This window comes from Streptomyces sp. NPDC054932 (assembly GCF_053610205.1).
The window spans coordinates 1-13,422 of the sequence record NZ_JBSGXU010000212.1 but is presented as its reverse complement, the minus strand read 5'-3'; the positions used below and the strand labels follow the sequence as shown (position 1 = coordinate 13,422).

General features: G+C 72.8%; 12 protein-coding genes. 7 read left to right on the top strand and 5 right to left on the bottom strand.

Annotated elements, in window-relative coordinates; all coding sequences use genetic code 11:
- Positions 1-45: 45 nt before the first annotated feature.
- A complete protein-coding gene (locus ACWGE1_RS35320; RefSeq protein WP_453424553.1) occupies positions 46-1,809 on the bottom strand; it encodes an acetyl/propionyl/methylcrotonyl-CoA carboxylase subunit alpha in 1,764 nt (587 codons plus the stop codon).
- Positions 1,810-2,368: 559 nt separating this feature from the next.
- Here ACWGE1_RS35320 and ACWGE1_RS35315 point away from each other — a divergent pair.
- Both ACWGE1_RS35315 and ACWGE1_RS35310 read left to right on the top strand, forming a co-directional pair.
- A complete protein-coding gene (locus tag ACWGE1_RS35315; RefSeq protein WP_453424552.1) occupies positions 2,369-3,955 on the top strand; it encodes an MFS transporter in 1,587 nt (528 codons plus the stop codon).
- A gap of 117 nt (positions 3,956-4,072) precedes the next feature.
- Complete coding sequence (locus ACWGE1_RS35310; protein WP_453424551.1) at positions 4,073-4,549, top strand: hypothetical protein; 477 nt, start codon at positions 4,073-4,075, stop codon at positions 4,547-4,549.
- Here the strand turns inward: ACWGE1_RS35310 and ACWGE1_RS35305 are convergent.
- From ACWGE1_RS35305 to ACWGE1_RS35290, 4 genes are all read right to left on the bottom strand, one after another.
- The gene (locus ACWGE1_RS35305) at positions 4,530-5,159 is read right to left on the bottom strand and encodes a Maf family protein (protein WP_453424550.1); all 630 of its coding nucleotides are present in this window, start codon (positions 5,157-5,159) and stop codon (positions 4,530-4,532) included. The two genes, ACWGE1_RS35310 and ACWGE1_RS35305, sit on opposite strands and share 20 nt — an antisense overlap.
- A gap of 76 nt (positions 5,160-5,235) precedes the next feature.
- Entirely contained in the window at positions 5,236-5,370 is a 135-nt protein-coding gene (mmpB, locus tag ACWGE1_RS35300; protein ID WP_257789492.1) for a morphogenic membrane protein MmpB, read from the bottom strand.
- 80 nt (positions 5,371-5,450) lie between these two features.
- Entirely contained in the window at positions 5,451-5,657 is a 207-nt protein-coding gene (locus tag ACWGE1_RS35295; protein WP_453424554.1) for an acyl-CoA carboxylase epsilon subunit, read from the bottom strand.
- A gap of 21 nt (positions 5,658-5,678) precedes the next feature.
- Positions 5,679-7,271 (bottom strand): acyl-CoA carboxylase subunit beta, encoded by a 1,593-nt coding sequence (locus ACWGE1_RS35290; RefSeq protein ID WP_453424549.1) that lies wholly within the window; start codon positions 7,269-7,271, stop codon positions 5,679-5,681.
- Between the two features lie 131 nt (positions 7,272-7,402).
- Between ACWGE1_RS35290 and ACWGE1_RS35285 the strand changes: the two genes are divergently transcribed.
- The 5 genes from ACWGE1_RS35285 to hutH all read left to right on the top strand — a co-directional run bounded on the left by ACWGE1_RS35285 (position 7,403) and on the right by hutH (position 13,395).
- A complete protein-coding gene (locus tag ACWGE1_RS35285) occupies positions 7,403-8,269 on the top strand; it encodes a biotin--[acetyl-CoA-carboxylase] ligase (RefSeq protein WP_453424548.1) in 867 nt (288 codons plus the stop codon).
- A gap of 196 nt (positions 8,270-8,465) precedes the next feature.
- Positions 8,466-9,647 carry an adenylate/guanylate cyclase domain-containing protein gene (locus ACWGE1_RS35280; protein WP_453424547.1) on the top strand — a complete coding sequence of 394 codons (1,182 nt, stop codon included), beginning with the start codon at positions 8,466-8,468 and terminating at the stop codon, positions 9,645-9,647.
- A 37-nt stretch (positions 9,648-9,684) separates the two neighbouring features.
- Positions 9,685-10,488, top strand: coding sequence for an enoyl-CoA hydratase/isomerase family protein (locus ACWGE1_RS35275; RefSeq protein ID WP_453424546.1), 804 nt, complete (start codon positions 9,685-9,687; stop codon positions 10,486-10,488).
- A gap of 142 nt (positions 10,489-10,630) precedes the next feature.
- Positions 10,631-11,746, top strand: coding sequence for a diguanylate cyclase domain-containing protein (locus ACWGE1_RS35270; RefSeq protein WP_453424545.1), 1,116 nt, complete (start codon positions 10,631-10,633; stop codon positions 11,744-11,746).
- 107 nt (positions 11,747-11,853) lie between these two features.
- Positions 11,854-13,395 (top strand): histidine ammonia-lyase, encoded by a 1,542-nt coding sequence (gene hutH, locus ACWGE1_RS35265; RefSeq protein WP_453424544.1) that lies wholly within the window; start codon positions 11,854-11,856, stop codon positions 13,393-13,395.
- Positions 13,396-13,422 lie beyond the last annotated feature (27 nt).

Sequence of the window (13,422 nt, the reverse complement as noted above, 5' to 3'; positions counted from 1 at the left end):
GGGCTGATCTTTCAGCCCCGCCGGCGTTTGAGGCGTTCTCGGACGTCAGTCCTTGATCTCGCAGATCGTCGCGCCCGAGGTGACCGACGCGCCGACCTCGGCGCTGAGGCCGACCACGGTGCCGGAACGGTGCGCGTTCAGCGGCTGCTCCATCTTCATGGCTTCGAGCACGACGACCAGGTCGCCCTCGTTGACCTGCTGGCCCTCCTCGACCGCGACCTTGACGATCGTGCCCTGCATCGGGGAGGCGAGGGTGTCGCCGGAGGCGGCCGGGCCGGACTTCTTCGCCGCGCGGCGCTTCGGCTTCGCGCCACCGGCGGCGGCCGTGCGGGCCAGGGTCATGCCCAGCGAGGACGGGAGCGAGACCTCGAGGCGCTTGCCGCCGACCTCGACGACGACCGTCTCGCGGCCCGGCTCGTCCTCGGTCTCCTCCGCGGCCGGGGCCGTGAACGCCGGGATCTCGTTGACGAACTCGGTCTCGATCCACCGGGTGAAGACGGTGAAGGGGCTGCCGTCGGTGGGGGCGAACGCCGGGTCGGCGACGACCGCACGGTGGAAGGGGATGGCCGTGGCCATGCCCTCGACCTCGAACTCGGCGAGCGCACGGGCGGCGCGCTGCAGGGCCTGCTCGCGGGTGGCACCGGTGACGATCAGCTTGGCCAGCAGGGAGTCCCAGGCCGGGCCGATGACGGAGCCGGACTCGACGCCCGCGTCGAGGCGGACGCCCGGGCCCGAGGGCGCGGCGAACTTCGTCACGGTGCCGGGCGCCGGGAGGAAGCCGCGGCCCGGGTCCTCGCCGTTGATGCGGAACTCGATGGAGTGACCGCGCAGGACCGGGTCGCCGTAGCCGAGCTCCTCGCCGTCGGCGATGCGGAACATCTCGCGGACCAGGTCGATGCCGGAGACCTCTTCGGTGACCGGGTGCTCGACCTGGAGGCGGGTGTTGACCTCCAGGAAGGAGATCAGGCCGTCGGCGGAGACGAGGAACTCGACGGTGCCGGCGCCGACGTAGCCGGCTTCCTTCAGGATGGCCTTGGAGGCGGCGTACAGCTCCGCGTTCTGAGCATCGCTCAGGAACGGCGCCGGAGCCTCCTCCACGAGCTTCTGGTGGCGGCGCTGGAGCGAGCAGTCACGGGTCGAGACGACGACGACGTTGCCGTGCGAGTCGGCCAGGCACTGGGTCTCGACGTGGCGGGGCTTGTCGAGGTAGCGCTCGACGAAGCACTCGCCGCGGCCGAAGGCGGCGACGGCCTCGCGGACGGCGGATTCGTAGAGCTCCGGCACCTCTTCGAGGGTGCGGGCGACCTTCAGACCGCGACCGCCACCACCGAAGGCGGCCTTGATCGCGATCGGCAGGCCGTGCTCCTTGGCGAAGGCGACGACCTCCTCGGACCCGGAGACCGGGTCCGGCGTACCGGCGACCAGCGGCGCGCCGGCGCGCTGCGCGATGTGACGGGCGGCCACCTTGTCGCCGAGGTCACGGATGGCCTGCGGCGGCGGGCCGATCCAGGTCAGGCCGGCGTCGATCACGGCCTGGGCGAAGTCGGCGTTCTCGGAGAGGAAGCCGTATCCGGGATGGATGGCGTCCGCACCGGAGTCGGCTGCGGCCTGGAGGACCTTGGAGATGTCCAGGTAGCTGGTGGCCGGGGTGTCACCGCCCAACGCGAAAGCTTCGTCGGCCGCGCGGACGTGCAGAGCGTCCCGGTCCGGATCGGCGTAGACGGCTACGCTCGCGATCCCGGCGTCCCGGCAGGCCCGAGCAACGCGGACAGCGATTTCGCCACGGTTGGCGATGAGCACCTTGCGCACGATGGCTCCCTCCTTGAAACAAGCTGAGTTTAGGGACAGCCCACACGGCCTTTCGACCCTTCCCCGGTGGTGACCTTGCCCACACAGAGTGTGATGCGAGGGCCGATCCGCCGGAGAACCCTTGTGGCGCCCCAGGTCAGGGGGATCCCCGACTGCACAGTAACCCCGTCATGTAGCCAAGGTCTCTGTCTCACCGGTCAGCGGCCCCGGGTGATTCTTTGTCGAGTCCCTACGAACGGCCCACAGTTTCTTTGCGGTCGTGAGCGGAGTTGTCCCCTTGTTTACTGATTGGTAGCCCGCCGTCCCGCAGGGCGCGCCGGGGCAACACCGTACCCACAGCGATGTAGCCCACGGCGGCCCGGACGGGGGGAAGCGCGCCCGGCGTGTCCTGCGGACGGCCGACACGGGTGCGCCGCCCGCGATTGGATCTCGGCGAGGTGACAACCCGGGCGGGTCGAACGGCGTCCTTGCGGGGGCGTGGAAACACGGACCGACGACGGTGGGACAAGGACGGGGACGGGGCGATGGACTTGAGTGGCTTATCCGGGCGGAGCGAGGCATGAGCGCCGGGACGGGGCCGGAGGCGGACACGGCGACGGAGGCGGAGGGGGCGACCGACCCGGCCGGACGGCGGGTCCTGTCGGCCGCACTGTTCGCGAGCGCCCCCGCGGAGGTGCTCGATTTCCTGCTCCCGCTGTGGGCGGGATCGACGCTGCACGCCGGCGCGTCCGTGATCGGCGCCCTCATCGCCTTCGAGGCGGCGCTGTCGCTGATCGTGCGTCCGCTGGCCGGGGAGCTGGCCGACCGGTTCGACCAGCGGCGGGTGGCCGCGGCCGGCGCGGGGCTGTACGCCCTGTCGTTCGCGGGGTACGCGCTCGCCGACTCGCCGGCGGTGGCCTTCGCCGCCGCGGGCCTGGGCGGGGCGGGCGGCGCCCTGTTCTGGGTCGCGCTGCGGGCGTGGACCGGACAGCGGTCGAAGGACAGCACCTCCGCGTACGGCAAGCTGCTGTCCGCCGAGGGGAAGGGCGCCTTCGTCGGCTACCTGGTGGCGTTCTCCCTGCTGGAACGCGGCGGCTATCCGCTGCTGTTCTGGCTGGGCAGCGCCGCCTGCGCGGTGGCCGCGGCCTCGCTGCTGCGCGGGCCCCGCCGGGAGCGGACCCGCCCCGGAGCGGACCGGGGCGACCGGGGCGACCGGGAGGCCCGGCCGGCCCGGCCCGGGGCGACGGAGCGCCGGCTGCTGCCGCTGATGGTGGTGTCAGCCGTGACGGCCGCGGCGGAGGCGGGACTGTGGATGCTCCTGCTGCTCCGGCTGCAGGGGGACCTGGAGCTGTCCCCGAACGAGATCGCGCTGGTCTTCGCCCCCGGCTTCGCGGTGTTCGTCCTGCTGCCGGAGCACGCGCACCGCCTGACCGGCCGGATGGGCGCCGCGCCGACCATGGTCGCCTCGTTCGTGGCGGGCGCGCTGTTCGCGGCGGGGCTCGCGGTCGTCTCCACGCCTCTGGCGATCGCCGCGTCCTGGACCGTGGCCGCCGCCTGCTTCGCCGCGCAGATACCGGTCGAGCAGGCGACCGTGGCCGCCGCGTCCGGCGGGCGGATCGGCCGGGCCATGGGCCTCTACGAGAGCGCCCGCCTGGCCGGTGTGGTGGCCGGCCCGCTGGTGATGGGCGTGCTCTACGAGGAACTCGGCTGGGTCGCCGCCTGCGCGGCGGCCGCGGCCACCTCGGCCGCGGGGGCCGTCGTGGTGCCGTACGCGATCCGCACCCTGCGCCTTCCGGCGCAGACGCATGAGCCCGGAGCCGCACCGGATACGGGGACACAGGGAGAGGACGGAAGCAGGATGGAAAAGAGCGAGCCGCAGCGGGAGCAGCCGCGGGCGGAGGGGGTCGTCCCCGGGCCGAAGGCCCACGCCCGCAAGGAGCGGCGGGACTGGTACCTCCACACGGCCGCGTTCGCGCTGGGACAGCTGGTCCTGTGGGCCATGGACTCCAGCTGGCTCGTGTGGCAGGTCACGGACGGCAGCGTGCCCGATGACCAGCGCGGACCGCTGGTCTGGTTCGGCCGGATCTGGCTGACCGTCTGGGTGATCGACACGATCTGGTCGTGGTCGTACACCGTCTGGCCGCGGGAGAAGAAGGCGAAGCCGTAGGCGCGGGTGTGGTGCGGTGCCGGGGAACCGGGGTGTGCGGATGTCTTGTCCCGCGCGCTACCCGTTAGTAGCCTCCAGGCGTCGAACAGGCTTGTGACGCGTGGGGGGTGGGTCATCGTGCTGCGAAGACTCGTGGCCGGACTGGCCGCGATCGTGCTCGTCGCGGAAGCGGCGGTCCTCGTGCTCGTCCACATCGTGCTGGGCCGGACCACGGCGAACCAGTCGATGTCCATCGCGGGCAGCGATCCGGATGTCATGTCCAAGGCGACTTACGCGATGGGGGCGGGCATGGGCGCCTTCCTTCTCCTGTGCGCCGTGCTCGCCGCCGTCACCGCGGTACGCGACCGCTCCCCGGGCCGCTTCGGCCGCGTCGTGCTCATCAGCGCCGCCGTCACCCACGGGGTGCTCGGCGCCCTCGTCGTCGGCCTGGTCGGCTGGGCCGCCTTCGCGGCGATGATGCTGGTCCTGTGTCTGCTCGTACTGATCCTGACGCTCTACGCGGCCCACCGGGGCGGCGAGGGCGACCAGGGAGGGGACACGCCCCCGCTGCCGCCGTCGCCGCCGTACGGGGAGCTCAAGCCCACAAGTCCGTGATGGACACGTCCAGTTCGCCCAGCAGGGAGCGCAGCAGCGGCAGCGACAGCCCGATGACGTTGCTGTGATCCCCGTCGATGCCGTCGACGAACGGCGCCGACAGCCCGTCCAGGGTGAACGCCCCCGCCACGTGCAGCGGCTCCCCGCTCGCCACGTACGCCGCCACCTCCGCGTCCGTCGGCTCGCCGAAGCGGACCGTCGTGGACGCCGTGGCCGAGACCTGCCGGCCGTCCACCGTGTCGATCACGCAGTGCCCGGTGCGCAGCACGCCGGACCGGCCGCGCATCGACTTCCAGCGCGCCGTCGCCTCGTCGGCGTCCACCGGCTTGCCCAGCGCCTCGCCGTCCAGTTCCAGCACCGAGTCGCAGCCGATCACCAGGGCGCCCGCGGCCTCGTCCAGGCCCGCCACGACGGCCGCCTTCGCCTCGGCCAGCGCCAGCGCCAGGGCGGCCGGCTCGTCGTGGTCGAGGGTGTCCTCGTCGAAGCCGCTGACGATCACGTGCGGGGCGAGCCCGGCCTGCCGCAGCAGGTTCAGCCGGGCGGGGGAGGCGGAGGCGAGGACGAGCTTGCGCCCGGTCGCGGGCTCAGGTGTGGCAGTCATGGTGGCCATCGTAGGCGCGGCGCACACCCCCCCCGGGAGCGGCCCCGGAAGCCGCCCGGAACCCCTGCGGAGCCTAGGGAGTCCCCTAGAAGTGACCCACGCCCAGGACGTACACCACCACGAGCATGGCGAGGGCGAGCACCAGGCTCAGCCGCCGGATCATCGCCTGTGCGTCGCGCATGTCCTTGGGCGGCTCGTTCTTCGGGTCGGACCAGAGCATGCTTCGATCCTGGCCCCGGAAAGGGGTGTGACGCCTGAGTACCCGTACTCAGGCGTCACCGCCCGTTCACATCAATTCGGTTACGCGGGCCAGTACGTACGGCCCCAGGCCCGCGGCCCCGGATGCGGCACCCGGCGCCGTGCCACCCGGGCCGGAGCCGACCACTCGTCCGTGACCGCCGGGGCGGGCGACGGTGCCATGGCCAGCACCGCCGCGCGCGCCTGAACCACCGCCAGTGCGGCGGCCAGCTCCTCCGGGGTCGGGTTGCCCTTGACGACCTTGATCACCACAGAGTCCTCCTGGAGGGGCTAGAGGGGGATGTTGCCGTGCTTCTTGGGCGGCAGGGACTCCCGCTTGGTGCGCAGCTGCCGCAGCCCCTTCACCACGTGCGCCCGGGTCTCGGACGGCATGGTCACCGCGTCGATGTAACCGCGCTCGGCCGCCGTGTACGGGTTGAGCAGCGCGTCCTCGTACTCGGCGATGAGCCGGGCCCGGGTCTCCTCCACCTCCTCGGGGGCGGCCTCCGCGATGGTGCGGCGGTGCAGGATGTTTACCGCGCCCTGCGCGCCCATGACGGCGATCTGCGCGGTCGGCCAGGCCAGATTCAGGTCGGCGCCGAGGTGCTTGGAGCCCATGACGTCGTACGCGCCGCCGAAGGCCTTGCGGGTGATGACGGTGATCAGCGGAACGGTGGCCTCGGCGTACGCGTAGATCAGCTTGGCGCCGCGCCTGATGATTCCGTTGTACTCCTGGTCGGTGCCCGGCAGGAAGCCCGGGACGTCCACGAAGGTCAGCACCGGGATGTTGAAGGCGTCGCAGGTCCGGACGAAGCGCGCCGCCTTCTCGGAGGCGTTGATGTCCAGGCAGCCGGCGAACTGCATCGGCTGGTTGGCGACGACACCCACCGGGTGGCCCTCGACCCGGCCGAAACCGGTCAGGATGTTCGGCGCGAAGAGCGCCTGCGTCTCCAGGAACTCCGCGTCGTCGAGCACGTGCTCGATCACGGTGTGCATGTCGTACGGCTGGTTCGCGCTGTCGGGGATCAGTACGTCCAGCTCGCGGTCGACGTCGGAGACCTCGGTGTCCGCGTCCTCCGGGAAGGCGGGCGGCTCGGAGAGGTTGTTCGACGGCAGGTACGCGAGCAGTGACTTCACGTACTCGATGGCGTCCTTCTCGTCGCCCGCCATGTGGTGCGCGACGCCGGAGGTGCTGTTGTGCGTGCGCGCCCCGCCCAGCTCCTCGAAGCCGACGTCCTCGCCGGTGACCGTCTTGATGACGTCCGGGCCGGTGATGAACATGTGCGAGGTCTGGTCGACCATGACCGTGAAGTCGGTGATGGCCGGGGAGTACACGGCGCCGCCCGCGCAGGGCCCGACGATCAGGCTGATCTGCGGGATCACGCCGGACGCGTGGACGTTGCGGCGGAAGATCTCCCCGTACATGCCCAGGGCGCTGACGCCCTCCTGGATGCGGGCGCCGCCGGAGTCGTTGATGCCGACGAGCGGGCATCCGGTCTTCAGCGCGAAGTCCATGACCTTCATGATCTTCTGGCCGTAGGTCTCGCCGAGGGCTCCGCCGAAGACGGTGAAGTCCTGCGAGAACACGGCCACCGGGCGGCCGTCCACCGTGCCGTAGCCGGTGACGACGCCGTCGCCGTAGGGGCGGGTCTTCTCCAGCCCGAAGCTGGTGGAGCGGTGCCGGGCGAACTCGTCCAGCTCGACGAAGGATCCCTCGTCCAGCAGCAGGGCAACCCGCTCACGCGCCGTCAGCTTGCCCTTGGCGTGCTGCTTCTCCACGGCACGCGCGGACCCGGCGTGGGTGGCTTCGTCGATGCGGCGCTGCAGATCCGCGATCTTGCCCGCGGTGGTGTGCATGTCGATCGGCTCTGACGGATGTGACATCGGGGTCGCGGCTCCCTGCGTGGTGTCAACTGCCTGGTCAATTGATTGACTACTGCTGGCTACTGGTGCGTAGCGTATCGGCGGGCATGGCGCTCGGCAGTGCGGCGTTTGACACACCTACATTGGGTTGCATGACGCCATCAGATGCATCAGCCGGAGCCTCCCCCGGTCGCTGGTCGAGCCTGGACCGGCCGCCACTCAACGCCGCCGCCCTCCAGCGGGCCCTGGTCACCGGGGACGGGCTGTGGACCTCCCTGGAGGTCGTGGCCGCCACCGGGTCCACCAATACCGACCTTGCCACGCGGGCGGCGCAGCTGCCCGAGGGGGCCGTGCTCGTCGCCGAGGAGCAGAACGCCGGACGCGGCCGGCTCGACCGGAGCTGGGTCGCCCCCGCCCGGTCGGGGCTGTTCTTCTCCGTCCTGTTCAAGCCGGGCGACGCGGTGCCGCAGGAGCGGTGGGGGTGGCTGACCCTGCTGGCCGGCGTGGCCACCGCGACCGGGCTGTCCCGGGCGGCCGGGGTGGACACCGTCCTCAAGTGGCCCAACGACCTGCTGGTCAGTGTGGACGGGGAGGAGCGCAAGGCCGGCGGGATCCTCGCCGAGCGGGTCGAGGACGGGGTGGTCGTCGGGATCGGGCTCAACGTCACGCTGACCGAGGACGAGCTGCCGGTGCCCACCGCGGGATCGCTGGTGCTGGCCAAGGCATCCGTCACCGACCGTGACCCGCTGCTGCGGGCCGTACTGCGGTCCCTGGAGGAGTGGTACGGGAACTGGCGGGCGGCCGGCGGCGACCCCGCGGCCAGCGGCCTCCAGGAGACCTACGCGGCGGGCTGCGCGACCCTCGGCCGGCACGTCCGCGCGGAGCTCCCCGGCGGGCGCACCCTCACCGGAACGGCCGAAGCGGTGGACTCCGATGGCCGCCTGGTGGTCCGTACGGCCGAGGGACAGCACGAGGCGGTGGGCGCGGGCGACGTCATCCACCTGCGTTCCGTGCACTGACACGGGTGCGGGTGCCGGGTGCGGCGCCGGCCGGGGGGCTCCGCCCCGGACCCTCCCACCCCGGTCGCGGGCCGGCCGGAAGTGGGGAGGGGGAGTGAGCTACGGCACACCTGCCGTATGGTTTAGGCGATCCCGGTGCTCGTGGTGATCAACCGGTTCGCAGGGCAGTGCGTACGGAATGGACAGGAGGCGGCCCTTGACCGTCGACGACCCTACGTCCAGCGCGTCCGCCGCCTCCGGCGGCTCGGCGTCCGGCGGCGGTTCCGCATCCGGCCCGGGCACCCCGATCGGCCGCGACCAGCACACTCCGCACCACGAGGTCGACCACACGGTCCAGCCGACGGCGGATCCCCTCGCCATCCGGCTGGAGCAGCTGATCCTCGGTGCCGAGCGCCGGTACACCCCGTTCCAGGCGGCCCGGAGCGCGGGCGTGTCCATGGAGCTCGCCTCGCGCTTCTGGCGGGCCATGGGCTTCGCCGACATCGGGCAGGCCCGGGCGCTGACCGAGGCCGACGTGCTGGCCCTGCGCCGGCTGGCAGGTCTGGTGGAGGCCGGGCTGCTGTCCGAGCCGATGGCCGTGCAGGTGGCGCGGTCCACCGGGCAGACCACGGCCCGGCTGGCGGAATGGCAGATCGACTCGTTCCTGGAGGGGCTGACGGAGCCGCCGGAGCCGGGCATGACCCGTACCGAGGTCACGTACCCGCTGGTGGAGCTGCTGCTGCCGGAGCTGGAGGAGTTCCTCGTCTACGTGTGGCGGCGCCAGCTGGCGGCCGCGACCGGGCGCGTGGTGCAGGTGGCCGACGACGACGAGATGGTCGACCGGCGGCTCGCGGTGGGCTTCGCCGACCTGGTGGGCTTCACGCGCCTGACGCGGCGGCTGGAGGAGGAGGAGCTCGGCGAGCTGGTCGAGTCCTTCGAGACGACCGCGGCGGACCTGGTGGCCGCGTACGGCGGCCGGCTGATCAAGACCCTCGGTGACGAGGTGCTGTACTGCGCCGACGACGCGGCGACGGCGGCGGAGATCGCGCTGCGGCTCATCGAGACGATGGAGCTCGACGCGCAGATGCCCGAGCTGCGGGTCGGGATCGCCTTCGGCACCGTGACCACCCGGATGGGCGATGTCTTCGGGACCACGGTGAACCTGGCCAGCCGGCTGACGTCCATAGCCCCCAAGGACGCGGTGCTGGTGGACGGCGCGATGGCCGAGGAGCTCGCCCGGACCGGGGCCGCTCCGGTGTCGGAGAAGGAGGCCGAGACGGCGCCCGACGAGGGTGCGTCCTACCGGTTCGCCCTTCAGCCCATGTGGCAGCGGCCGGTGCGCGGCCTCGGCGTCGTGGAGCCCTGGTCGCTGACGCGGCGGAAACGTGGGACCCCCTAGGATCCCCGGGTAACGTTCGTTAACCGGGAGGGTTGCTATGGCGTCCGAGGCCGAGTTCGAGTCGGAGTTCGTGGCGGTGCGCCGCCACGAGGGCGGGGTCGCGGAGCTGGTCCTGGACCGCCCCAAGGCGATGAACGCGGTGTCGACCGCGATGGCCCGCGCCATCGGGTCGGCCTGTGCCGCGCTGGCCGCCGACCGCTCCGTACGTGTGGTCGTGCTCTCCTCCACGGCGGAGCGGGCCTTCTGCGTCGGGGCGGACCTCAAGGAGCGGAACTCGCTCTCGGACGCCGAGCTGGTGCGGCAGCGGCCGACCACGCGAGGGGCGTACGGGGGCGTGCTGGAGCTGCCGATGCCGACGGTCGCGGCCGTGCACGGGTTCGCGCTGGGCGGCGGCTTCGAGCTGGCCCTGGCCTGCGACGTGATCGTCGCCGACGAGACCGCGGTGGTGGGCCTGCCCGAGGTGTCGGTGGGCGTGATCCCCGGCGGCGGGGGTACGCAGCTGCTGCCGCGCCGGGTGGGTGCGGCGCGCGCCGCGGAGCTGATCTTCACGGCCCGCCGGGTGGAGGCGGCCGAGGCGCTGTCCCTGGGGCTGGTGGACTCGGTGGTCCCGGCCGGCCGGGACACCGCCGAGGCGCTGGCGCTGGCGTCCCGGATGGCGGCCAACTCCCCGGTGGGTCTGCGGGCGGCCAAGCGGGCGCTGCGGCTGGGGCACGGGATGGACCTGGCGGCCGGTCTGGAGATCGAGGACGCGGCCTGGCGGACGGTGGCCTTCTCCGGCGACCGGGCGGAGGGCGTCGCGGCGTTCAACGAGAAGCGCAAGCCGAACTGGCCGGGGGAGTAGCCCCCGGACGGTGGCGGCGCCGGCACCGGCGCCGCCGGCCGTGCCGGCGGCGCACCCCCGGCGCTCACCCCCGGTGATCTTGTCGGCACCCAAAGTCGTGCCAATTGTCTCCAAATCTGACAAAAGTCCCTAGCCTGGGGTGATGGGAGTTGACGGGCGGCTACGAGCCGTGGTGGGACTCGCTCAGGCGATGGCCGCGGCGTGCGCGCCGCGGGACAGCGTGCGGGCGGCCGCGCGCGGGGCGCGCGTGGCACTGGACGGCTCGTTCGCCGCGATCTCCGCGTGGGAGCGGGAGCGGGGGCGCCTGCGGGTGCTCGTGAACGAGGGCGAGCGGCGGGCGGGCGAGGAGGAGTTCCCCGAGGACGAGTCCTATCCCGTGCACGACTTCCCCGAGATCACCGAGTTCCTGCACGAGCGCTGGGTGGGCGGCGGCGGCCCGCACGCCTGGGTCGAGAGCGCCGTCGGCGACCGGCCGGGGCGGCGCGGGGAGGCCCTGCGCCGCCGCGGCCGCGGGACCTGCGTGGTTGCGCCCGTCGTGCTCAGCGGGCGGGCCTGGGGCGAGCTGTACGTCGCCCGGGACGAGGGACTGCCCGACTTCGACGAGGACGACGCCGAGTTCGCCACCGTGCTCGCCGCCGTGGTCGCGGCCGGTCTCGCCCAGAACGAACGGCTGGAGGAGGCCCGGCGGCTCGCCTTCACCGACCCGCTGACCGGGCTCGCGAACCGGCGTGCGGTCGACATGCGCCTCGACGAGGCCCTGGAGGAGCACCGGCGGACCGGGGTGGTCGTCAGCCTCGTCGTCTGCGACCTGAACGGGCTGAAGAAGGTCAACGACACCCTCGGCCACGCCATGGGCGACCGGCTGCTGGAGCGGTTCGGGTCGGTCCTGAGCCTGTGCGGGGCCATGCTGCCCGGCTCGCTGGTGGCCCGCCTCGGCGGCGACGAGTTCTGCCTGGTCGGGGTGGGTCCGACGGCGGACGAGATCGTGCGCGTCACCGAGGAGGTGTGCAATCGGGCCGCCGAGCTCGAACTGGGCGAGGGCGTGGCCTGCGGGGTCGCCTCCACCGGGGATCCGATCGGCCTGGTGAAGTCCTCCCGGCGGCTGTTCCGGCTGGCGGACGCCGCCCAGTACAAGGCGAAGGCCGCGCGCTCGCCCAAGCCGGTCGTGGCCGGCCGGGACACCGCCGTGGTCCGCCTCGCGGACGCCGCCGCCCAGGAGGCTCCGGGGGAACGGCGCCGCTTCCGGGGCCGCCAGTGACCGGCCGCCCGCGCTACCGGCCCGTAAGGGGTCCAGCCGCGCCGCGATCGTGACAATTTCAGCTAGTGACATGAAGCGATTCAATCCGTAGGGTGCTGAATATGGATATGCACACTGTTGTGGTGGGGACGTCCGGGACCACTGCCGAGGACGTCATCGCCGTAGCCCGCGGCAACGCACGCGTCGAGCTCTCCGGCGAGGCGCTCGACGCACTCGCCCGTGCCCGCGAGATCGTCGACGCCCTGGCCGCCAAGCCCGAGCCCGTCTACGGCGTGTCCACCGGGTTCGGTGCGCTCGCCTCCCGGCACATCAGCCCCGAGCTGCGTGCCCAGCTCCAGCGCAACATCGTCCGCTCGCACGCCGCCGGCATGGGCCCGCGCGTCGAGCGGGAGGTCGTCCGCGCGCTGATGTTCCTCCGCCTCAAGACCGTCGCCTCCGGCCACACCGGCGTGCGCCCCTCCGTCGCGCAGACCATGGCCGACGTGCTCAACGCCGGGATCACCCCCGTCGTCCACGAGTACGGCTCCCTCGGCTGCTCCGGCGACCTCGCGCCGCTGTCCCACTGCGCGCTCGCCCTCATGGGCGAGGGTGACGCCGAGGGCCCGGACGGCACCGTCCGCCCCGCCGGGGAGCTCCTCGCCGAAGCCGGCATCGAGCCCGTCGTGCTCCGCGAGAAGGAGGGCCTCGCCCTCCTCAACGGCACCGACGGCATGCTCGGCATGCTGGTCATGGCCCTCGCCGACCTCGGCAGGCTCTACACCTCCGCCGACATCACCGCCGCCCTCACCCTGGAGGCGCTGCTCGGTACGGAGAAGGTGCTCCAGCCCGAGCTGCACGCCATCCGGCCGCACCCGGGGCAGGGTGCCTCCGCCGCGAACATGGCCGCCGTCCTGAAGGGCTCCGGGCTCGTCCGCCACTTCCAGGAGGAGACCGCCCCGCGCGTGCAGGACGCCTACTCCGTGCGCTGCGCCCCGCAGGTGGCCGGCGCCGGCCGCGACACCATGGCGCACGCCGCCCTGGTGGCCTCGCGCGAACTGGCCGCCGCCGTCGACAACCCGGTGGTGCTGCCCGACGGGCGCGTGGAGTCCAACGGCAACTTCCACGGGGCGCCGGTCGCCTACGTGCTGGACTTCCTCGCCATCGCGGCCGCCGACCTCGGCTCCATCGCCGAGCGCCGCACCGACCGGCTGCTCGACAAGAACCGCTCGCACGGCCTGCCGCCGTTCCTCGCGGACGACGCCGGTGTGGACTCCGGTCTGATGATCGCCCAGTACACGCAGGCGGCCCTGGTCAGCGAGATGAAGCGGCTCGCGGTGCCGGCCTCGGCCGACTCGATCCCCTCCTCCGCCATGCAGGAGGACCACGTCTCGATGGGCTGGTCGGCCGCGCGCAAGCTCCGTACCGCCATCGACAACCTGACGCGGATCATCGCCATCGAGCTGTACGCGGCCACCCGCGCCATCGAGCTGCGCCACGGGCTGACGGCCGCCCCGGCCAGCCTGGCCGCGATCGCCGCCGCCCGCGCGGCGGGCGTGCAGGGCCCCGGGCCGGATCGTTTCCTCGCCCCTGACCTGGCCGCCGCCGACGAGTTCGTCCGTACGGGTGGGCTGCTCGCCGCGGTGGAGCCGGTGACGGGTCCGCTCGCCTGACGGCAGTCCGTGCACGCGGCGAAGGGC